The 20664-nt window shown below is 73.5% G+C and carries 17 protein-coding genes; 9 read left to right on the top strand and 8 right to left on the bottom strand.

Features of this window, described 5'->3' with window-relative positions; genetic code table 11:
* Nucleotides 1-12: 12 nt before the first annotated feature.
* From G3I54_RS10030 to G3I54_RS10020, 3 genes are all read right to left on the bottom strand, one after another.
* Nucleotides 13-1320, bottom strand: coding sequence for an MraY family glycosyltransferase (locus G3I54_RS10030; RefSeq protein WP_164613217.1), 1308 nt, complete (start codon nucleotides 1318-1320; stop codon nucleotides 13-15).
* A 288-nt stretch (nucleotides 1321-1608) separates the two neighbouring features.
* The gene (locus G3I54_RS10025) at nucleotides 1609-1827 is read right to left on the bottom strand and encodes a hypothetical protein (protein WP_164613215.1); all 219 of its coding nucleotides are present in this window, start codon (nucleotides 1825-1827) and stop codon (nucleotides 1609-1611) included.
* Between the two features lie 148 nt (nucleotides 1828-1975).
* Nucleotides 1976-3553 (bottom strand): amidohydrolase, encoded by a 1578-nt coding sequence (locus G3I54_RS10020; RefSeq protein ID WP_164613213.1) that lies wholly within the window; start codon nucleotides 3551-3553, stop codon nucleotides 1976-1978.
* Between the two features lie 212 nt (nucleotides 3554-3765).
* Between G3I54_RS10020 and G3I54_RS10015 the strand changes: the two genes are divergently transcribed.
* The 9 genes from G3I54_RS10015 to G3I54_RS09975 all read left to right on the top strand — a co-directional run bounded on the left by G3I54_RS10015 (nucleotide 3766) and on the right by G3I54_RS09975 (nucleotide 14183).
* Nucleotides 3766-4710, top strand: coding sequence for a methionyl-tRNA formyltransferase (locus G3I54_RS10015; protein WP_164613211.1), 945 nt, complete (start codon nucleotides 3766-3768; stop codon nucleotides 4708-4710).
* A 17-nt stretch (nucleotides 4711-4727) separates the two neighbouring features.
* Nucleotides 4728-5540 carry a dimethylargininase gene (gene ddaH, locus G3I54_RS10010; RefSeq protein WP_164613209.1) on the top strand — a complete coding sequence of 271 codons (813 nt, stop codon included), beginning with the start codon at nucleotides 4728-4730 and terminating at the stop codon, nucleotides 5538-5540.
* 62 nt (nucleotides 5541-5602) lie between these two features.
* Nucleotides 5603-6019, top strand: a complete 417-nt coding sequence (locus tag G3I54_RS10005) for a hypothetical protein (RefSeq protein WP_164613207.1) — start codon at nucleotides 5603-5605, stop codon at nucleotides 6017-6019.
* A gap of 107 nt (nucleotides 6020-6126) precedes the next feature.
* Nucleotides 6127-6984: an AraC family transcriptional regulator gene (locus G3I54_RS10000; RefSeq protein ID WP_164613205.1), complete on the top strand. Its 858-nt coding sequence runs from the start codon at nucleotides 6127-6129 to the stop codon at nucleotides 6982-6984.
* A gap of 151 nt (nucleotides 6985-7135) precedes the next feature.
* Nucleotides 7136-8224, top strand: coding sequence for an iron-siderophore ABC transporter substrate-binding protein (locus G3I54_RS09995; RefSeq protein WP_164613203.1), 1089 nt, complete (start codon nucleotides 7136-7138; stop codon nucleotides 8222-8224).
* A 55-nt stretch (nucleotides 8225-8279) separates the two neighbouring features.
* A complete protein-coding gene (locus G3I54_RS09990) occupies nucleotides 8280-9362 on the top strand; it encodes an iron chelate uptake ABC transporter family permease subunit (RefSeq protein ID WP_164613201.1) in 1083 nt (360 codons plus the stop codon).
* 71 nt (nucleotides 9363-9433) lie between these two features.
* The gene (locus G3I54_RS09985; RefSeq protein WP_164613306.1) at nucleotides 9434-10492 is read left to right on the top strand and encodes an iron chelate uptake ABC transporter family permease subunit; all 1059 of its coding nucleotides are present in this window, start codon (nucleotides 9434-9436) and stop codon (nucleotides 10490-10492) included.
* Between the two features lie 113 nt (nucleotides 10493-10605).
* Nucleotides 10606-12438, top strand: coding sequence for an ABC transporter ATP-binding protein (locus G3I54_RS09980; RefSeq protein ID WP_343240301.1), 1833 nt, complete (start codon nucleotides 10606-10608; stop codon nucleotides 12436-12438).
* Entirely contained in the window at nucleotides 12435-14183 is a 1749-nt protein-coding gene (locus G3I54_RS09975) for an ABC transporter ATP-binding protein (protein WP_164613199.1), read from the top strand. The genes G3I54_RS09980 and G3I54_RS09975 overlap by 4 nt, the downstream gene beginning before the upstream one ends.
* A 79-nt stretch (nucleotides 14184-14262) precedes the next feature.
* On the opposite strand, the gene G3I54_RS09970 is transcribed toward G3I54_RS09975, so the two are convergent.
* The 5 genes from G3I54_RS09970 to G3I54_RS09950 all read right to left on the bottom strand — a co-directional run bounded on the left by G3I54_RS09970 (nucleotide 14263) and on the right by G3I54_RS09950 (nucleotide 20622).
* Nucleotides 14263-14943, bottom strand: coding sequence for a hypothetical protein (locus tag G3I54_RS09970; protein WP_164613197.1), 681 nt, complete (start codon nucleotides 14941-14943; stop codon nucleotides 14263-14265).
* Between the two features lie 86 nt (nucleotides 14944-15029).
* Nucleotides 15030-16058: a winged helix-turn-helix domain-containing protein gene (locus G3I54_RS09965; protein WP_164613195.1), complete on the bottom strand. Its 1029-nt coding sequence runs from the start codon at nucleotides 16056-16058 to the stop codon at nucleotides 15030-15032.
* Between the two features lie 137 nt (nucleotides 16059-16195).
* A complete protein-coding gene (locus tag G3I54_RS09960; protein WP_164613193.1) occupies nucleotides 16196-17503 on the bottom strand; it encodes an MFS transporter in 1308 nt (435 codons plus the stop codon).
* Between the two features lie 6 nt (nucleotides 17504-17509).
* Nucleotides 17510-18193 carry a pyridoxamine 5'-phosphate oxidase family protein gene (locus tag G3I54_RS09955; protein WP_164613191.1) on the bottom strand — a complete coding sequence of 228 codons (684 nt, stop codon included), beginning with the start codon at nucleotides 18191-18193 and terminating at the stop codon, nucleotides 17510-17512.
* 173 nt (nucleotides 18194-18366) lie between these two features.
* Complete coding sequence (locus G3I54_RS09950) at nucleotides 18367-20622, bottom strand: BTAD domain-containing putative transcriptional regulator (protein ID WP_343240300.1); 2256 nt, start codon at nucleotides 20620-20622, stop codon at nucleotides 18367-18369.
* Nucleotides 20623-20664: the final 42 nt, after the last annotated feature.

Here is a 20664-nt window from a genome sequence, read left to right as displayed (position 1 = left end):
GGGCCGGTGGCGTCAGCCGCGCTCGGCGGCGACCTGGGCGGGTGAGCGGTCGGTGGGCGGGGAGGGCACGGTGGGATGCCCTTCGGCGGTCCTGGCGGTGGCGGCGGCCTTGCCGGGTACGGGGGCGGCCTTGCCCGGTACGGGGACCGCACCGCCCGGTGCGGCTGCGGCCTTGCCGGAGGCGGAGGCGGGGGCACCCCTTCCGGGCGCGGGGGCCGCGCCGCCCGGTGCGGTCGGCGCCGAGGGGATCGCGGCGCCGGTGGTGTGCGCCGTCGTACGCCGGGCGGCGGTACGGGGCGGGGTCGTACGGGACGAGGTCGCGCGGGGCGGGGCGTACGCCGGAATCCTCAGCAGCGCGAACACCGCGGCCGCCGATCCGGCCAGCGGCACGAGGAGGAGCGCGGGGTGCAGCAGCTCCGCGTACACCAGTGTGCCCGTGGCCACGGGCACGGCCGCCCAGAGGGCCAGGAGGATCGCCGTGCCGGGCACGGTGACACGGACCCGGCGCAGCCGGTGCCCGATGTGGTCGTCCGTGTCGCGCAGCGGGGAACGCGCGGCGCGGCGGCGGGAGATCAGGACCAGGGCGGTGTCGGCGAGGGCCACCGTCGCCAGGGCGGGCAGCGCGGCCCACGCGGCGCGGCCCGACGGGGCGGCCGCCTGGATCAGCGCGCCGGACGCGGCCAGCGCGAATCCGGTGAACTGCGCGCCAGACGCGCCTAGCCGGAGGCGGGCGGGGTGCCAGTTGTGGAGCAGGAAGCCGGCGAGGCCCGCCGCCAGGGTGGCCGGGAGCAGGGCGAGGGCGGGGCTGCCGTCGACGGCGGCGCAGGCGAGCAGTCCGGCGGCGGTGACCACGCCGACGGAGGTCAACAGCCCGTCGGCGTGGTCGAGCAGGGCGAACGCGTTGGTGACGAGGACGATCCAGAGCACGGCCAGGACGCCCGCCGCCGGTGACAGTCCGGCGAGGCAGACGACGAGGACGGCGGCGGCCGTCTGCACGGCGAGGCGGAGGGCGGCCCACAGCGGCTTCAGGTCGTGGACGAGGCCGAGAGCGGCCACGGTCCCGGCCCCGGCGAGCAGCCCCGCGACCGAGCCCGCCGAGTCGTCCGCGGCGCCGAGCCACAGGGCCCCGCCGGCCGCAGTGCCGACGCCGAGCACGGCCGCCGCACCGCCGATCCTGCGCAGCGCCCCGGCCCGTGGCGCACGCCCGCCCGGTTCGTCCGGGACATGGGGGCGGAGCGCCGCGCGGCGGGCGCCCTTGGCGAGTGCGACCGTGATGAACAGCGCGGCCACACCGGAGGCGATGATCCCCAGCACGTTCACCTGCCCTGCCTTTCCTCGTTCATGACCTGCGGCGCGGGACGCCGGACGGCCGGTGGAACGACGGCCGCCCGGTCCCCGGCCGGTGGTGGGTCGGGGGACACAGGACGCCACCCGGGTGGCGTTTCTCCCCAACCTACGGGCCAATGTCCCCATTCACCCTAAATAACACGAAAAGGGTGATGCATTGTTCTGCCGCCGGGGCGTGCGGCGACGCGCGTCGGCCGAGCGGCGTCCGTCAAAGCCCGCCGGAATCGGTCGAGTTGGGAGCCGGTGTGGGCGGATGGGCCGTCAGCCCGCGATGAGGCGGTCGGCGTTGCGCTCGGCGGCCGCGTGCCACCAGCGGGGCGGAGACGGGCCGGTGATCACGGCGGTGGGCTGGTCCGGGTGCAGGCCCAGGCCGCGCAGCTCGTCCGCGGCGACCCGGATGACGTACCGGCCGTACCAGTGCCCGTCCGCGCCGATGCCGCAGAGGAGGTCGCAGTGGATCCGGTGGCCGGCGAAGGGCATCCAGTCGATGCCCCGGTCTCGCAGTCAGGCGCGGAGGGCGGCCGGGGGTCGCGGGGAGCCCGGCAGGTTCTCGTACGACACGACGGTCACCCACTCGGTGCTGGAGCCGTTGCCATCCTTCTGGGCGCGCATGGCGTCGAGCGTAGCGTCACCCCGCGGCGCGGGCGTCCCGGCCGTCCACGAAGGTCCGGACGATCTCGATGTCCCCGATCCGCGAGGGGTCCACGCGGTGCGGGTCGTCGCCCAGCACCACCAGGTCGGCGCGCATCCCCGCCGAGAGCGCGCCCGCCGCGTCCTCCCAGTGGCAGGCGTGGGCGCCGGCGACCGTGTAGGCCCGCAGCGCCTCGTCGACGGTGACGGCCTCGTCCGGGCCGATGGGGCGACCCGAAGAGGAGGCGCGTTCGACCATGAACTGGATCGCCCGCAGCGGCGAACCGTCCGTGACGGGCCGGTCCGAGCTGCCGACGAGGGCGACCCCGTGGTCCAGGAACCCCCGGCCCCGGTACATCCAGCCGGCCCGCCCCTCCCCCATCACCGTCGCGTAGTCGTCGCCGAAGGAGCGCAGGAAGTTGGGCTGGACCACCGCGCTGACGCCGAGCTCGGCGAAACGGGGCAGCTGGTCGGGGCGGATCAGCCCGGCGTGCTCGATGCGGTGGCGCGCGTCCGGGCGGGGCCGTAGCTTCTGGGCCCGCTCCAAAGCGTCCAGGGCGAGGTCGGCGGCCCGGTCGCCGATGGCGTGGACGGCGAGCTGCCAGCCCGCCAGGTGGCCGTCGACGATGAGGCCGGCGATGCGGTCGGGGTCGTCCTGGAAGCGGCCGACGTTGTCGGTCGTGCCCTCGTACGGGGAGGTGAGCGCCGCCGTACGCGCCATCATCCCGCCGTCGGTGTAGATCTTGAGCGCGCCCAGGGACAGCCAGTCGTCGCCGAACCCGGTGCGCAGGCCGAGGTCCAGCGCCCGGGTGAATCCGTCGTCGGCGTGTGCCGCGCGGGGGCGCAGGGTGTCGCCGGACGCCATGAGCTGGACGCGCAGGGGCAGTCGGCCACGGTCCCGCAGCAGTTGGTAGGCGCCCAGTTCGACGGGGCTGTGGCCGAGGAGTCCGCCGCCGATGCCCGCCTCGGCGCAGGCCGTGATCCCCTCGTCGAGGCAGGCACGGGCGGCGAGCTCGATCGCGTCGGCCAGCTCCTCCTGGGAGTAGGGCAGTCGCAGTCGGCGGGCGGTGGTCATGGCGCTCTCGGCGAGGAAGCCGTCCTCGTGCGGCGTCCCGTCCGGCAGCAGCTCCAGCACGGCGGTGTTGACGACGCAGGCATGCCCGGAGTCGTGCATCAGGAAGACCTTGCGGCCGTGGCTGACCCGGTCCAGTTCGGCGGCGGTCAGATGGCGGCCCAGGGCCCGCTGGTCGTACCCGGCGACGTCCACCCAGGCGCCGGACGGAGCGGGCCGCCTCGCCGCCGCGTCCACGGCGGCGAGGATGTCCTCGATCCGCTCGCACGGGGCGACGCTCGGCGTACCGGCCTTCAACCCGGCCCAAGCCAGGTGGACATGGCTGTCGATGAAGCCGGGCAGCACGGTGGCGCCGCCCAGATCGACGACCTCGCGGGCGGGCAGCGAGGTCACGGCCTCGTCCACCCCGACGATCCTCCCCCGCCAGATGCCCAGATCGTGGGCGACGGGGTGGCGGGGGTCCATCGTGAGGACGTTCGCGTTCGTCAGCCTCGTACAGAGCATGGGAGATCCCTCCCCGTCGCGTTCGGACCCACGGCACGCGGCCGGAGAGCGGGCCGGGCCAAGCTAACCCGCATACCCCTTCCTGTCGACGCCAGGGTGTGTTTCCAGCCGTCATCGGCTGTCAACCTCCCCGTGAATCATGGGACGTTGTGCTCTTAGGTAAGCCTTGCTTTACTGAAGCGCCGGTCATCGCTTTCCAAGGAGGCACCTTCATGCGGGTCGTCATGTTCGGATACCAGACCTGGGGCCACCGCACCCTGCAAGCCCTGCTGGACTCCGAGCACGACGTGGTGACGGTGGTGACGCACCCGCGGAGCGAGCACGCCTACGAGAAGATCTGGAGCGATTCGGTCGCCGATCTCGCGGAGAAGCACGGGGTTCCCGTGATCATCCGCAACCGGCCGGACGACGAACTCCTGGAACAGCTCAAGGAGGTGGCCCCGGACATCATCGTGGCCAACAACTGGCGTACGTGGATGCCCCCGGAGATCTACGACCTGCCGCGGCACGGCACGCTCAACATCCATGACTCGCTGCTGCCCGCCTACGCGGGCTTCTCACCGCTGATCTGGGCGCTCATCAACGGCGAGCCGGAAGTGGGCGTCACGGCCCACATGATGGACGAGGAGCTGGACGCCGGCGACATCGTCGTCCAGCGGGCGGTGACCGTGGGACCGACGGACACCGCCACCGACCTCTTCCACCGGACGGTCGACCTGATCGCACCGGTCACGGTCGAGGCCCTCGGTCTGATCGCCTCCGGGCAGACCGAGTTCACCCCGCAGGACCGTTCGAAGGCCAGCTTCTTCCACAAGCGCGCCGAAGAGGACATCCGCATCGACTGGAACTGGCCGGCCGAAGACCTGGAGCGTCTGGTCCGCGCCCAGTCCGCGCCGTATCCGGCCGCGTTCACGTTCCACCGGGGGCAGCGCCTGGAGGTCGTCTCCGCCGTCGTGTCCCAGGGCCGCTACGGCGGCACCCCGGGGCGCATCTTCTACCGCGAGGGCGACGGTGTCGTGATCGTCGCCGGAGCCGACGCCCGCACGGGCCGCAACCGCGGTCTGGCGATCACGCGCGTACGGACCGCGGACGGCCACGAGCTGCCCGCGACCGAGTACTTCACCTCGATGGGCGGCTATCTCACCGGCCGCCCCTGACGATCGGGACCCTACCCATGCGTACCGCACGTGCCCGGCACTACCTCATGTGCCGGCCCACCTACTTCGACGTGGTCTACTCCATCAACCCGTGGATGGACCCGACGAAGCCTGTCGACACTCCGCTGGCCATCGCCCAGTGGGAGCGACTGCGCGAGGTCTACCTGAATCTCGGGCACACCGTCGACACGATCGACCCCGTTCCCGGTCTCCCCGACATGGTCTTCGCGGCCAACGGCGCGACCGTCGTCGACGGGCGCGCCCTCGTGGCCAGGTTCCGCGACGCCGAGCGCATCGCGGAAGGTCCCGCCTACCACGACTGGCTGCGCGACAACGGATTTCCGGATCTGCGCACGGCCGCGTTCGTCAACGAGGGGGAGGGCGACTATCTCCTGGCCGGCGACTGGCTGCTGGCGGGCACCGGGTTCCGCAGCGACCCGCGCTCCCACGACGAGGCACAGGAGTACTTCGGCCGCCCGGTGATCGGGCTGACCCTCGTCGACCCCGACTACTACCACCTGGACACCGCCCTGACCGTGCTCGACGGAAAGACGGTCGCCTACTACCCGGCGGCCTTCTCCCCCGGCAGCCTGGCCGTCCTGGAGCGGCTGTTCCCGGACGCTCTCCTCGCCTCTGCCGGCGACGCCGAGGTGTTCGGGCTGAACGCGACGTCGGACGGGTACAACGTGGTCCTGCCGCAGAACGCGACGGACCTGGCCGGGCGGTTGCGCGAGCGCGGCTTCAACCCGATCGGCGTGGATCTCTCGGAACTCCTCAAGGCGGGCGGCAGTGTGAAGTGCTGCACCCTGGAGTTGCGCCGGGACTCCTGAGCGGACGGCCTCCCCGCGGAAATTCCGTGGGGAGGCCGCCGGGGCGTCGCTACCGTGGGCGCATGACCACCGAGCCCCGGACGACCTTCCCTCCCCGGCCCCTGCCCGGCGTCAAAGCCGTGTACGCCCGTCAGGCAGGCTGCCCGTCCTCCTTCGCCCTGGCGGTGGCGGACTTCGAGCCCTGGGTGGAGGGCGTGGAGTTCGAGACGGCGGACACGAGTACGGTGCCGGGCTGGCCGGCCGCCGAAGTGGCCGAGCTGCACGAGGCCTTCGCCGCGGGCGTACGCGAGGAGCTGGCGGATCCGGCGGCGCTGGATCCCGGCACCGCGGTGGCCGTCGCGGTCGTCCTGCGGTCCATCAAGGTGCACGAGGTGGACACCCATCCCCGCGCGTTCCGCCAGGCGGGGCGACAAGCCGTCCGGAACGCGTTGGCGGAGGCGTACGGCCCACCGGCGACACCCTGGCCGAGACTGTCCTGAACCCGGGCCCCGGACCCGCCGGTCGGTCGGCACACGCTCGCGACCACCCGTGACCGCCGCCCTGGCCGCCCAGCGACCACCGGGGGAAGTTAGGGTAACCTAAGTTCATGCCGATCACCGCCTCCCGTCGCCCGCGCGGCGAGGCCCCCTCGACGGCCTCGCCCGCCTGGGCCGAACCCCCGGCCGGCGGGGCCGAGGTGGCCGAGCCGTATCTGCTCACCACCGCGGTGTTCGACGAATCCGCACCGACGGGCCCGGTGACGTCGGGCGTCCACACGCACACCGACGCGCTGCTGGTCTGGCCGCACACCGGCTCGATCACCCTGCGCACCCGCAACACCGTGCGCCGCCTGCTCCCCGGCCAAGGCGCCTGGCTTCCTCCCGGCACCCCGCACGCGGCGTCCCACGAAGCGGGCGGCATCAGCTGCTACACCTACGTGGCGCAACGAGCCGTCCCAGCGGGCTGGTCCACTCCGCGACCGATGCGTGTGAGCCGGGCGCTCCAGGAGATGCTGCTCCATCTCGACGCGACCTCGATGCCCGACGACCTCCGGCTGCGGACACAGCGCGTCATCATCGAGATGCTGGAGGAGGACACCCTCCCGGCGATCGAGGTGCCCGTGCCGGAGGACCGGCGGATCCAGGTGCTGGCCGACGACGTCATGCGCGACCCGGAGAGCGACCTCTCCGTGGAGGGCTGGGCGGCCCGGCACGCGTTGAGCGTGCGCACCGTCACCCGCACGTTCAGCCGCGACGTCGGCATGCCGTTCACCCGCTGGCGTTCGCTGGTCCGGATGTCCGCCGCGACCGCCCTGCTCGCCCAGGGGCACCCGGTCAACCTGGTCGCGCACCGCAGCGGTTACGCCACCACCAGCGCGTTCTGCGCCGCCTTCCGCCGGGTCACCGGCGCCAGCCCGACGGAGTACCTGCGCGAGCAGACCGCTCCGGCGCCGGCCACCCGCTGATCCCACCCACCGCGACGGCAGGGGCCGGAGGCTCGCCCTCCGGGTGGCCGATTCACGACACACCCTGGCCGGTACGCGACCCCTGAGCGGCCGGTAGCTTCCTAGTGTCTCTCCAGGTGAGGGTTGCCTTACCTCAGAACCAAGGAGAGACATGTCCACATTCATCCCGGCCCGACGCGGGCCGGGCGCCCTGGTCCGCGCCCTGACGGTGGCGGTCGCCGCCGTCGTCGTCCTGGCGGGCTGCGGCGGCACCGCGTCCGATTCCGGCACGCCGAAGGCCGAGGCCGGGGCCGCGTCGGCCGCGTTCCCCGTGACCATCGAGCACGGCCACGGAAGCACGACGATCAAGCAGAAGCCGAAGCGCGTCGTGGCGGTCAGCTGGATGTCCCTGGACGTGGTCGCGGCCCTCGGCACGGTTCCCGTCGGCGTGGACAAGCAGTGGGGCGGCGACAAGCAGGGCTACACCCCGTGGTTCCGCAGCACGGTCGAGAAGCTCGGCGGACCGCTGCCCGAGACCCTCAACTACGGCGACGCGGGCGAGATCGACTTCGAGCAGATCCTTTCGCTGGAACCGGACCTCATCGTCGGCCTGTACTCCGGCATCAGCGACGTCGACTACAAGCGCCTCTCCCAGATAGCCCCCACCCTCCCCTACCTCAAGAAGCCGTGGGACGGCGGAACCTGGCAGGAGATGACCCGGACCATCGGCACGGCGCTGGGCGAGACCAAGAAGGCGGAGAGCCTGGTCACCGACGTCCAGGGCCAGCTGGCCGCGGTGACGAAGGACCACCCGGAGTTCAAGGGCACCACGTTCGCCTACGGGCTGGCCCTCTCCCCCGGCGCCACGGAGGTCGGTCTCTACATCGACTACGACGCACGGGTCCGCCTGCTCACCGAGATGGGCTTCGAGAACACCCCGTCGATGGAGAAGATCGCCTCCACCGCCAAGGGCACCAACTGGTACGGCGGCATCAGCCTGGAGAAGCTCGACACCATCGAGGCCGACATCTTCGTCGCCTGGGCCAACGGGGCCGAGGAGGTCGACCACACGCTGAAGGACCCGCTCTTCACCCGCTGGAAGCCGATCAAGGACCGCAAGTACGCCTTCGTCGAGGACGAGACCATGGGCATGGCCACCAGCGGGCCCTCAGTGCTCTCCATCCCGTGGGCGATCGACCGTTACGTCCCGATGCTCGCCGACGCCGTCGCGGGCAAGGGCAAGGCCGGCGCGGGCTCCTGACCGCCGCCCGCCGCCCCGCCGTTCCACCCCGGTGACGCCCTCCCCAAGGACAACCATGACCACCGCCCCACCCACGGGTGACCTCACCGCCGGCGCCGAGCGCGCTGTGCCGGGCCCGCGCGACGACGCGGGCCCGGCCCGGCGTCACCGGCACCGCCTGCTGATCCTGCTCACCGCCGCCGGTCTGCTCCTCGTCGTCGCCGTCCTCAGCGTGATGGTCGGCGCGCGCGCCATCGCGCCCGGCACCGTGTGGGACGCGCTGCTCCACTTCGACGACTCCGACGAGCACGTCATGGTGCGCGAACTGCGTGTGCCGCGCACCGTGATCGGCCTGGTCGTCGGTGCGGCGCTCGGCCTCAGCGGCGCGCTGATCCAGGCGTTCACCCGTAACCCCCTGGCCGATCCCGGCATCCTCGGCGTCAACGCGGGGGCGAGCCTCGCGGTGACGTTCGCGGTCGCCGTGCTCGGGTACACGGCCGCGGGCCAGTTCATCTGGTTCGCCCTGGGCGGGGCGTTCGGGCTCACCGTGCTCGTCTACGCCCTCGGCTCGATCGGAGCCGATCGCGACACCCCGGTCAAACTCACCCTGGCGGGCGTCGCGTTCACCGCCGTGTGCGGCGGCTTCACCAGCGCCATGGCGCTCAAGAGCACGACCACCTTCGACGTCATGCGGTTCTGGGGCGTCGGATCCATCGGCGGGCGGTCGCTCGACATCCTGCCCATCGCCCTGCCGCTCATCGGCGCCGGCCTGCTGCTCGGACTGCTCAGCGCGGGCTCGCTCAACGCCCTCGCGCTCGGCGACGACATCGCCCGCTCCCTGGGCACGCGGCCGGCGGTGACCCGGGGCGTGGTGATCCTCGCCGTCACCCTGCTGGCCGGAACGGCGGTCGCGGTCGCCGGTCCGATCTCGTTCGTCGGGCTCATGGTGCCGCACATCGTGCGCTGGTTCGTGGGGCCCGACCAGCGCTGGATCCTGCCGGTCACCGTCATCGTCGCCCCCGCCTTCCTGCTGATCGCCGACATCATCGGCCGGGTGGTGCTGCCCTCCGGGGAACTGCGGGTCGGTCTCGTCACGGCGCTCGTCGGCGCCCCTGTCCTCGTCGCCCTCGTCCGGCGGCGGAAGGTGAGCACCCTGTGAGCACCCGAACCGTGCCCCAGCCGCCTCCTGCCGCTCCGCCGCCGGCCGGCACCGTACGCCCCCGGAGCACGATCCGGCGGCCCGGCAAGGTCGGCTTCGGCCGGACCACCTGGACCCTGCGGCGCGGCGGGGTGGCGCTGCGCATCGACCGGCGGGCCGTCCTCGTCTGCGCCGTCCTGACCGTCGTGGTCGGCGCGCTGGGCGTCGTGACCCTGGGCACCGGATCGATCAGCCTGACGCCCGTCCAGGTGCTGTCCGCCCTCCTCGACCCGGACGCCGATCCCCGGGCCCGGCTCGTCGTGGTCACCTGGCGGCTGCCGAGACTGCTGTTCGCCGCGGTGTGCGGGGCTGCGCTGGCGATCAGCGGCGCCCTGTTCCAGTCGCTCACCAAGAATCCGCTCGGCTCGCCCGACGTCATCGGCTTCGCCTCCGGTTCGTACGCGGGCGCGAGTGTCGTGATGCTTCTGCTCGGCACCGCCAACTACCTGGCGGTGGCGTCGGGTTCGCTGATCGGCGGGGCCCTGACGGCGCTGCTGGTGTACGTGCTGGCCTACCGGGGCGGCCTCCAGCCGTTCCGGCTGATCATCGTCGGCATCGCCGTCGGCGCGTTCCTCGGCTCGATCACCTCGATGCTGCTCCTCTCCGTCAGCCCGCAGCAGGCGATGCTGGCGGCCACCTGGGGGGCCGGGTCGCTCAGCGGGCTCGGCTTCGAGCAACTGCGCCTGACCGCGCTCGTGTTCGCCGCTCTTCTGGTCGGCTCCGCCCTCGTGGTGCGTCCCCTGGTCCATCTGGAGATGGGGGACGACGCGGCCGTCGCGCTCGGGGTGCGCGCCCAGCGCGCCCGGCTGACCGCCACGGTCGTCGGGGTGGCGCTCACCGCGCTGGTGACCGCCGCGGCGGGCCCGATCGCCTTCATCGCCCTCGCCGCACCGCAGATCGCCCAGCGGCTGACCCGGAGTTCCACCACTCTGCGCATCGTGCCCGCCGCCCTGACCGGGGCGGCCGTCCTGGTCGGCGCGGACTACATCGCCCAGCGCATCGACCTGCCGGTCGGCGTGGTCACGGTCTGCGTCGGCGGCGCCTACCTGGCCTGGCTGCTCGCGCGCCAGTACGCGGGCCGCCGCCGATGAGCGCCCGGCGGTACGCGCGAGCCCCCGCCGACGACCGCACGGCGGACGCTTCCCCGGCACGGCCCGTTCCTCCTTCTCCCTTCTCCCTTCTCCCTTCTCCCGAGGAGACATCCGTGAGCACCACGACCCCGCCGGCCCGGCCCCCGGCAGCGGGACACCCGGCGAAGGGCCCGGGAGCACGTCCTCCCGCAGTGCACCGCGGGCACGAACCCGCCTCCGTACAGGCGCTGTTCCGCACCGCGCTGGTGCGGGACGGGCGTGGCCTGCGGCTCGGGCTGACCGCCGTCGCGTTCATGGTCCACCAGTTGTGCGAGGCCCTGGTGCCGATCCTCATCGGGGTCGTCATCGACCATGCGCTGGCCCCCTCCGACGGCCGGGCTCTCCTCGGGTGGCTCACCGTGCTCGCCGGGGTGTTCACGCTGCTGTCCCTGTCGTACCAGCGGGCCTCCTCGGCGATGGTGACCGTGTACGGATACGGCGAACAGGCGTTGCGCCGGCGCACGATGGCCCGGCTGCTGGACCCGCTCTCGCTGCGGCGGCGGCCCGGGGCGGGCGAGGCGCTCTCGCTGGTCTCCTCCGACACCTACCGTGTCGCCGGGGTGTCCTGGAGCGTCGTCCAGCAGGCGTCCACGGTCACCGCGATCCTGACGGCGTCGGCGGCCCTGCTGCTGATCTCCCTCCCGCTCGGTGCGGGCGTGATCGCCGGTACGGTCCTGGTGCTGCTGATCATGCGCCGGATCTCGATGCCGCTGGAGGCGCGGGGGCTGGCGGAGCAGAGTTCGGCGGCGCGCGCGGGTGAGGTGGCGACGGACATGATCACCGGTCTGCGGGTGGTCACCGGCATGAACGCCCAGGCCGAGGCGGCCCGTCGCTACCGCGTCGCGAGCCAGGCGTCGCGCAGGGGTGCCGTCGCCGCCGCGCGGTCGGTGCTGACGTACAGCTGCGTGAGCCTGCTGCTGTCCGGCCTCTTCCTGGCCGCGCTCGCCACTGCCTCCGGGTATCTCGCTCTCGACGGGAGCATCACGATCGGTCAGCTCGTCACCGTCCTGGGCCTCGCCCAGTTCCTCCAGGGGTCGCTCGCCCATGTGGGCACCTTCGCCTCCAACTGGATCCACAAGCGCGCCTCGGCCCGCCGGCTCAGCGACCTGATCAACGAACCGCCCCTGATCGACGCCGTCCCGGCCACCCGGGGCGGCCGGCCCGCGGAGGCGGCCGACGCCCTCGCCCCGGCGCTGCTCTGGCATCCGCCGGGCCGCGACGAACCGGTACGGCTGGGGCGCGGCGAGCTCGTCGGCGTCGTGCCCGGCCGGCCGGCCCACGCCCGGGACATCGGCGACCGGCTCGGCTACCGCGTCCCGCTCGCTCGCGGTGAACTCCTGGTGGGCGGCGTCGACGCCGTCGAGCTGGGGCCTGAGCGGGTACGGGAGTCGGTCGTCGCGCCGCCCCATCACGGCGCGGTGTTCTCCGGGACGCTGCGGTCGAACCTCGTGCCCGAGGGCGGCGACCCCGACCCCGCCGTACTGCGGGCGACGATGGTCGACGACGTGATCGAGGACATCGGCGGCGACGGGTGCGAGGTCGGCGAGCGGGGGCGCAAGCTCTCCGGCGGGCAGCGCCAACGGCTGCTGATGGCGCGCGCGCTGCACTCCGGGGCCGACGTCGTCGTCCTCGACGAGCCCACCACGGCCGTCGACCCGGCGACCGAGCAGCGCATCGCCGAAGGCCTGCGCGCGCTGCCCATGACCACGCTGCTGGTCACCACCAGCGGCATCCTGCTCTCCGCCTGCGACCGGGTCGTCGACCTCTCCGCCGACGCCGACGCCGACGCCGGACCCTGCGCCGAGCCCCGCAAGGACTCCGGCACCGCTTCCGAGCCCGCCTCCGCGACCGTCTCCGACATCGAACCCGCCGCCGACCGCCACGAACCGAACGGAACCCCCCGGTGACTCCGGTACCCGCCACCCTGCCCATCGCCGGTCCCCGCCGGACCCGGCGGGAGCTGCTGCGCCGGCTCGGCGTCCACCGCCTCCGGCTCGGCGCGGCGCTGCTGACTCTGCTGGCCGGGACCGCGGTCACCCTCGCCACCCCGCCCCTCCTCGGCGGCATCGTCGACGCGGTCGCCGAGGGGTCCGGCCGCGGCCGGGTGACGGCGCTCGGCGTCGCCCTGCTGCTCGTCGCGGCCACCGGCGCGGCCCTCGCCCTCGTGGGCGGGCGGCTGCTGGTCGCCCTGGTCCAGGAGGTGCTGGCCGCGCTGCGCGAGGACGTGTTCACGACCGCGATCCGGCTGCCCGTCGACATGGTGGAGTCCTCGGACAGTTCGGATGTGGTCTCCCGGGTGACGCACGACGTCGAGGCGATCTCGGAGGCGGCGTCCGATGTCCTGCCCGATGTGACCGGAGCGGCCTTCACCATCGGTCTGAGCCTGGTCGGGCTCGCGGTCCTGGATCCCCGCCTCGCCCTGGCGGGCCTGGTCTGCCTGCCCGTCCACGTCCTGGCCACCCGCCGGTTCCTCACCCGCACCCACCAGGTGTACGGGGACATCCGGCGGCTGGAGTCCGCGCGGGGGCAGAGTGTCATCGAGGCGGTGCACGGGGCCGAGACGATTCGCGCTTACGGAACACAGGACCTGCACCTGGGCGAGGTCTCCGACCGGGGCGAGCGGGCCATCGAGCGCCAGCGCGACGGCGTACGGCTGCGCAACCGCTTCACGGGGTGGCTGAACGCGGCGGAGTTCCTCGGCCTGGCCGCCGTCCTCGCGACCGGGTACGCGCTGCTCGGTTCGGGGGCGATCTCGCTCGGCGCGGCCACCGCGGCCGCCCTCTACTTCCACCGCCTGTTCGGCCCGGTTGGCGCGCTCCTGGGCAGTCTGGACGACATCCAGCGGGCCACGGTGGGCCTGGCCAGGCTGGTCGGGATCACCGACCTCGGCGACGCCCGGGGCGACACGGCGGTGGTGCCGCGCCCGGCGCGTGCCCCGGAGCCGCCGCGGATCACGGTGGAGGACGTCTCGTTCTCGTACGACGGTGTGCGCCCGGCGCTCAGCGAGGTGACGCTGACCGTGCCGGCGGGCGGCAGTGTCGCGCTGGTCGGCGCGAGCGGTTCGGGCAAGTCCACCCTGGCCCGGCTGATCGCGGGCATGGGCGAGCCCACGGGCGGCCGCATCACCGTGGGGGCGTCCGGGACGCCCGCCGTCCGGTACCTGGTCACGCAGGAGGTCCACCGGTTCGGCGGCACCCTCGCGGACAATCTCCGGCTGGCCCGCCCCGCAGCGTCCGACGAGGAGCTCCGCGACGCTCTGCGCACGGTGGGCGCCGACTGGGCGGAGGGCCTGGAGTCCGGGCCCGACACCGTCATCGGGCCGGGCGGCACCTCTCTCGACGACGGCTCGGTCCAGCACCTGGCGCTGGCCCGCGTCCTGCTCGCCGACCCGCCCGTGGCCGTGCTCGACGAGGCCACGGCCGAGTCCGGGGCGGCGGCCGGCGATCAGCTGCGGACGGCGCTCGCCCGGGTGACCCGGGGCCGGACGAGTGTGATCGTCGCGCACCGTCTGGACCAGGCGCGCGACGCGGACCGTATCGTGCTGCTCTCCGGCGGCCGGGTCACTGAACAGGGCACGCACGACGAACTGCTGGCGCACGGCGGTGAGTACGCGGCGCTGTGGCGGGCGTACAGCCGGGGCGCACCGAAGTGAGGGACGCCGTGAGCGAGCTGGGGCCGCAGGCGGGCGGGGGCGCGAGCGGGCGGGGACGCCGCGAGCGGGCGGGGGCCGCTCAACTCCTTTTGTTGTCAGGTGCCTTCACCGGCACGCACGGGAAGGCCGTGGTGTCGACGGGGTGTTCCTTGGTCGGTGCGCACAGCTCGAAGGCGGTGGGGTCCACGGTGTCGGGCAGGCTGAATCCGAAGACGCCGATCTTCGTCTCGCCCCGCTGGATGGGCGATCCCATGACGCTCATGTTGGTCCAGGAGAAGTTCCGCCACTCGCCGTCGGCGACCTCGGCGAGCTGGCTGCGCGGATAGGCCTCGGTGACGCAGTCGATCTCGCCCTCCTGGAGGCGCGGGCCCTTCCCGCAGGTGCCCGAGGCGGGTGTGATGCGCAAGATCAGGTCGGTGAGCCGGGCGTTCTTCACCGCGCGGTCCGGCAGTTCACCCGTCGTCGCGACGTACACCGCGAGGAAGTGCCGTCCAGCGGCGGCCGGTTCGCCGGCCAGTTCGGGTGTCCACATCGCGTCGACGGCCTTGACGCGGACGCCGAGCGGCTCGCCGATGCCGGTGTGGAGGAGTTCGTCGCCGGGGAACTTCTCGAACGGGGTGTACACCGGGGCGGACACGCTCGGCGGCGGGGTGCCGCCCGGGTCGGCGCCCGCCGCCGGGCCCTCCCGGTCGCCGCCCGAACAGCCGGCGAGCAGAAGCATCGAGCCCAGGGCGACCGCGGCCGACCGACGGTGTGACATCAAGACATCTCTCCAGGACGTGTGCCGGTGTGCGGCTCACATGGTGGAGGATCCGGTGGCGCTCGCCCCAGCTCTTAAGCCACGCCTTAAAGGGGGGCGGCCGGAGGAGGACCGGCGTGCAGGGGGTAGGACCCCGTCCTCAGCAGCGTGCGTCCCAGCGGTGTGACGAGGTGCAGCACGGCCCCGCCCCGGCGGCTGGTGGTGATGAGTCCGGCGTTGCGGAGCACGGTCGCGTGCTGGCTGGCGGCCGGGGCCGAGACGCCGAGGCGGCGGGCCAGCTCCGTCGTCGTGCAGCCCTCCGCCGTCACCTGCAGCGCGGCGGCCCGGGTGCGGCCGAGCAGCGCCTGAAGGTTCCGGCCGGGAGATCCGTCCGGCCCGGCCGTTCCGGCTCCGGTCAGCGGTTCGCCGAGGACCGGCACGGTCAGGCGCGGCGGCTGCGTGGTGTCGAGCGGATCCCACAGCAGGCTGACGGCGAGCGGCGAGAAGACCGTGGGCGTGATGACCAGCCCCCGGCCCTGGAGACGCACCTCGACGGTGCGCGGGTAGGGCGCCTCCAGCACGGGCGGACGCCAGCGCAGCAGCGGTGGGCAGAGCGAGCGCAGCAGCAGGTCGACGCCTCCGTCGAGCATGAGACGCGTGAACCGGGCGGAGGCGTCGACCAGTTCGGAGCGCCCCTTGTTCCAGTAGGGCTCCACGGCCGCCCGATGGCAGGCACGTACCGCGTCGGCGAAGTCGCGTCGCGCCTCGCGGTCTCCGCCGTACACCCGACGGGCCCACGAGCGGTGTACGGGAGCGAAGTCGACGCCCTCGAACTCGCGCCGCAGCCGGGCCGCGGGGGCTGACATCCAGTTGTCCACGGCGTGGTCCAGAGACGGCACATCGCCCATCAGGGCCAGCAGGTCGAGCCCCGGGCCGCGCGGCGGGAGCAAGGACGTCAGCGGGCGGGTGTCCGGGCCCATGCGGCCCGCGACCTCCGACCGCCACCGGCGGAAGCAGGAGACGTCCTGGTGCTCCCGCAGCACCTCCAGGCCGTAGTAGGTCTCCGCCGCGGCTCCGATCGTCGCGGCCACCCGGGTCCGCGCGAGGTCTTCCGCCGTGAAGTGGATGCGTAGCACCGGACCGCCCTCCGCCGTCGCCGTGGCGCGCTTCTGCGTACCCCCGCCTCACAGCATGCCCCGGGTCGGCCGCCCGGCCCGCATCCGCTCCGTCCGTATCCACCGCTCCCCCGCCCCCCGACACAGGTGACCCGGCCTCAGCGGCGGTCCGGCACCCGGCGCAGGGTGCGGATCGGGCGGGCGGCCAGCAGGGCGGTGGCGGTGAGGAAGGAGACGACGACGCCGACCAGTAGCACCTGGTCGGTGCCGAACGCGCCGACGGCGGGGCCCGCCAGCGCGCTGCCGATCGGATACATGCCGACGGATCCCGCGACCTCGTACGCGTGGATGCGGTTGAGCATCTCGCCCGGCACCTGGGTCTGCACGCTGGTAGCCCACATGACGCCCCAGACGCCGATCCCGGCGCCGACCGCGACCTGAGCGGTGGCGAGCACCCAGACCGGCAGGCCGAGCACGATGCCCAGCGGGTAGAGCGGGTACGCCAGCATAGCCACCGCCCCTGCGGCGAGCGGCCGTTCGGGTTTGTAGCGGATCGCCAGCAGGCCGCCGATCACGGTTCCGGCGCCCAGCGCGGCGTTGATCAGGCCGAAGGACCGCGCGCCGTGCTCGGGCACGATGACACCGGCGGCCACCGACAGCTGCGGCCCCCAGGAAAGCACCGCGTAGAACATCCAGATCACGATCACGCCCCAGAGCCAGCTGCGGGCGCGGAACTCCCGCCAGCCGACCGCGAGGTTGCGCCACAGGCCCTCGCCGGGCGGCGGGGCGGGCACCGTTCCGAGCCGGAGCACGAACAGGCAGAGCGCGCTGGTCCCGTAGGCGACGGCGGAGATCACCATCACCCAGCCGGTCGATCCGAACCCGACGAGGACGCCCGCCAGCGCGGGGCCGCCCAGCCCGGTGATCGCCTCGGAGGTGCGCAGTACCCCGTTGGCGCCCTGTACGTCGCGGGAGACCAGCGGGACGGTCGAGGAAGCGCCGGGCTGGAACAGGGCGTTGGCGGTCCCGGCCACCACCAGCAGCGCGTACAGCTGCCAGAGGTGGTCGATGCCGTGGATGAACAGCAGGGCGAGCAGGATGTGGGCGGTGAGGTTGGCCAGATCCGCGATGATCATCATCCGGCGGGCGGTGAACCGGTCGGCGAGCACCCCGCCGAACAGCACCAGGCCCGCGAACGGGGCGACCAGGAAGGCCATCGAGTAGCCCGCGGCGTCCAGACCGTACCCGTCGATGAGCAGACCGGCGGCGACGGCGACCGGCAGCATGGCCCAGCTGAGGAGTCCGGCGCTGCGGGCGACGAAGTAGTACCGGAAGTTGCGGGACCAGATCGCGGGCTGCCCCGGCGGCGGCGTCCGGCCGGTCCCGCCGGCCCCTCCGATCCCGCCGTTCGCCGACCGGGCCGTGACCACCGTGGCGTGTTCGTGCTCCGCCAGGCGTTCTTCCATGGTCGTTCAGTCCTTCGGTCGTCGGTCGTGCGCGTCGTAGGCTCCGCGTGGCGGCGGCAACGGGCGGTGTCGCGCGGCGAGTTCCGCCCGCAGAGCGGCGTTCTCCCGCTCCAGCCGCGCGAGGCGGTCGTGGACCGGCCCCAGGGCGTCGGAGAGTTCGCGTCGGGTGAAGCGGGGCGTGATGTGGTTGGGGCAGTTCCAGGCGAAGGCCTCGACCCGGACGGTGACGAGCTGTTCGACCCTGCCTTCGGTACGCGGCGAGTCCAGGCGTTCGGCGAGTACGGGGTGCTCGTCGGCCGGTACGGCGGTGGCACGGCCGAAGAGTTTCAGGCGGGTCTGCCGGGCGTGGTCGAGGAAGAAGAGCGCGACGCGGTCGTTGCCGCGTACGTTGCCGGTGGTGATGTACTGCCGGTTGCCGCGGACATCCAGATAGCCGAGGGTGTGCTCGTCCAGGACGTGGACGAACCCCGGTGGCCCGCCCCGGAATTGGATGTACGGCCAGCCGGTCTCACCGACGCTGGCGAACAGGAAGCCGTCGAGGCTCCGGATGAAGTCGGCCGCCGTGCCGTTGAGCGGCTCGGCCTCCTCCGCCGGCTCCCGCAGACGACGGCGAGCCGCCGTGGCGCTGCCCATCTCCTGCTGGACCCGGCGCACCGATGAGGTGTGTGCGAGTCGGTCGTACCGGCTCATGCGGGCGCTCCTGTCGATCGGCGCGGAGGGGGGTGGTCCTGCGGTGCGGCAACCGTACGGTTACGGTCTGGCCGCGCTCCTCCAGTCCGGCCAGAGAGAACGAGGGCGCCCAGGAGGCCGGTCGCGGCCGAGGGAACGTACGTTGACCTGCGGGTATGGCGGTCGCTGTCGGTCTAGCCGCAGGAACCGGCAGAAAGGACGGAACTGCCGGAGCAGTTGTCCAGCCCGAAGTCCGGTCCGTGGTCCTGCCACCCGTGGCTCTGCCGCCGGTGGTCCTGCCGGTCGTCCGGTCCGTGGCGGGGCTGCCCGTCGTCTTGCTCGTCGTCGCTCCGGACGAGCTCGCGGGCGTAAGCGCGCAGCAGGACGTCCAACTCGTAACGCCCGAGCGCTCGTTGCCGCACCAGATGGGCGTCCGCCAGGATCGTCAGGAGTCCGGCCGCTGCCGCCGGTGTCGAGTCCGCCCGAGCTGCGGCGTCCTCCGGGGTGAACTCCTGGCCGGGGATCAGGCCGAGGAGCCGGAACATCCGTCGCGCCCCGGCCGGGAGCACGCGGTAGGAGAGGTCGAAGGCGGACCGCACGGCCGAACGCCGGTCCCCTTCGATGTGCAGCCGGCCGAGGATGTCCTCACCCGCCAACTCTGCGGCGTGGTCGGCGATACGGGCGTTGCGGGCCACCAGGTTGGCACCGGCGATCCGGATGGCCAGCGGCAGACCGCCGCACAGCGCCACGAGCCCGCGGGCCGCGTCGTTCTCGGCCGCGACGTTGCACGCGCCGACGATGCCGCCCAGCAGTCGGCAGGCCTCGTCCGGGCCGAGCACGTCCAGGGCGATGCGACGCGCGCCGTCGCTGGAGACCAGCCCGGAGAGCTCGCCCCGGCTGGTGATCACCACCGCGCAGCCCCGGGCGCCCGGGATGAGCGGTCTGACCTGCTCGGCGTCGCGCGCGTTGTCCAGCACGATCAGCAGGCGCCGGTCGGCGAGCAGCGTACGGTACAGAGCCGCCGCCTCGTCCTCGTCCTCGGGCAGTTCGTCCGGCGGGGTGCCCAGCGCCCGGAGGAACTGCGCGAGGACGTCGCCGGGCCGCAGGGCGGGGAGCCGGGAGTGTCCGCGCAGGTCGACGAACAGCTGTCCGTCCGCGAAGCGTTCACGCCGCGCGTGCGCCCAGTGCGTCGCGAGGGCGGTCTTGCCGACACCGGGCGCGCCGACCACCACCGCGAGGTGCGAGCGCCGTGCCGGATCCGCATGGACCAGGGCGTCCAGCGCCCGTATCTGAGGCCGTCGCCCGACGTAGGTGTCGGCCTCGGCGGGCAGTTGGGCCGGGACCGGGCCGACGCTCACCGTACGGAGGGCAGGGTGCGAGTCGTCGAGGCGCTGGGCGCGCGGATGTTGGCGGCGCAGCACGCGCAGGTGCGCCTCGCGGACCTCCGGGCCGGGCTCGATGCCCAGCTCCTCGTCGAGCCGGTCGCGCAGCCGGCCGAACACATCGAGTGCGGCGGCCTGTTCACCGCAGGCGGCGAGAGCGAGGATCAGCCGGGCGTGCAGGCCCTCGTGCAGCGGCTCGGTGGCGACCAGGTCCCCGAGCACCGGGACGGCCTGCCCGGGGCGGCGCAGCGACAGCGCCGTGTCGGCGTACAACAGCACGGCTCTGACCCGTCGTTCGTCGGCAGCCACCGAGGCCGGGTGCCTGCGCAGCACCGGGTCCGCGTCCGCGAGGACGGGCCCCCGCCACCACCGCAGGGCCTGGGTGAGCGACGCGTGCACGGGCTCCGGATCCGACGCTCGGCGCAGGCGCTCCGCCTGGGCCAGCAGCTCGTCGAAGTGGCCCAGGTCGATCTGGCTCCGGGACGCCTCCAGCCGGTAGCCGGTGGGCGTCCGGACGACGGTCGGCGGCGGGTCGGTCCGCGGGCCGCACGGTTCCAGCAGCCGGCGGACCTGGCTGACGTAGGTGTGGATCAGGCTCGGATGGGAGTGCGGCGGCCCGGACGGCCAGAGGATGTCGGTGATCTCCTGCTGGGTGGCGGGCTCGGGGTGCTTGAGCGCGAGCAGCCCGAGCAGGCGGCGCAGCATCGGGCTGGTGACCGGTACGGGTGTCCGGCCGCGTCGGAGCGCGAGCGGGCCGAGGATCAGCAGGCGCGGGCGGCCGGTGTCGCGCGGTGGCCCGGTGCGGGCGGCGGCGGCCAGCAGGTCCGCCAGCTCCTCGCCGCTCAGCGCCAGCGCCTCGGCCAGGCTGCGGAGCGTGTGCGGCCGGGGCCGGCGGACGCGGCCGCGCTCGATGTCGCGCAACGCCCTGGTGCTGACCCCGGCCCGTGACGCGGCCGCCTCCTGGCTCAGCCCGGCCCGGCGGCGGAACGACTGGACCCGTGGGCCGACCTCGCCTTGCGTATCGCCTTGCTCCTCGGCCAGTTCGTCGAGTTGTCCCGCGCGGTACACCTCCCGATGCCCCGCGCCTCGTACCTCCCCATGCTCCGCGAC

Source organism: Streptomyces sp. SID14515 (assembly GCF_010548505.1).
GTDB lineage: Bacteria > Actinomycetota > Actinomycetes > Streptomycetales > Streptomycetaceae > Streptomyces > Streptomyces caviscabies.
Note: the sequence above shows the minus strand (reverse complement) of the source record. Positions and strands in the feature narration are given on the sequence as shown.

Coding starts and splice junctions, on each gene's coding strand:
- G3I54_RS10025 (WP_164613215.1), bottom strand. CDS start 1,827: ATGCCCTTCGCCGGCCACCGGATCCACTGCGACCTCCTCTGCGGCATC.
- G3I54_RS10020 (WP_164613213.1), bottom strand. CDS start 3,553: ATGCTCTGTACGAGGCTGACGAACGCGAACGTCCTCACGATGGACCCC.
- G3I54_RS10015 (WP_164613211.1), top strand. CDS start 3,766: ATGCGGGTCGTCATGTTCGGATACCAGACCTGGGGCCACCGCACCCTG.
- ddaH (WP_164613209.1), top strand. CDS start 4,728: ATGCGTACCGCACGTGCCCGGCACTACCTCATGTGCCGGCCCACCTAC.
- G3I54_RS10005 (WP_164613207.1), top strand. CDS start 5,603: ATGACCACCGAGCCCCGGACGACCTTCCCTCCCCGGCCCCTGCCCGGC.
- G3I54_RS10000 (WP_164613205.1), top strand. CDS start 6,127: ATGCCGATCACCGCCTCCCGTCGCCCGCGCGGCGAGGCCCCCTCGACG.
- G3I54_RS09995 (WP_164613203.1), top strand. CDS start 7,136: ATGTCCACATTCATCCCGGCCCGACGCGGGCCGGGCGCCCTGGTCCGC.
- G3I54_RS09990 (WP_164613201.1), top strand. CDS start 8,280: ATGACCACCGCCCCACCCACGGGTGACCTCACCGCCGGCGCCGAGCGC.
- G3I54_RS09970 (WP_164613197.1), bottom strand. CDS start 14,943: ATGTCACACCGTCGGTCGGCCGCGGTCGCCCTGGGCTCGATGCTTCTG.
- G3I54_RS09960 (WP_164613193.1), bottom strand. CDS start 17,503: ATGGAAGAACGCCTGGCGGAGCACGAACACGCCACGGTGGTCACGGCC.
- G3I54_RS09955 (WP_164613191.1), bottom strand. CDS start 18,193: ATGAGCCGGTACGACCGACTCGCACACACCTCATCGGTGCGCCGGGTC.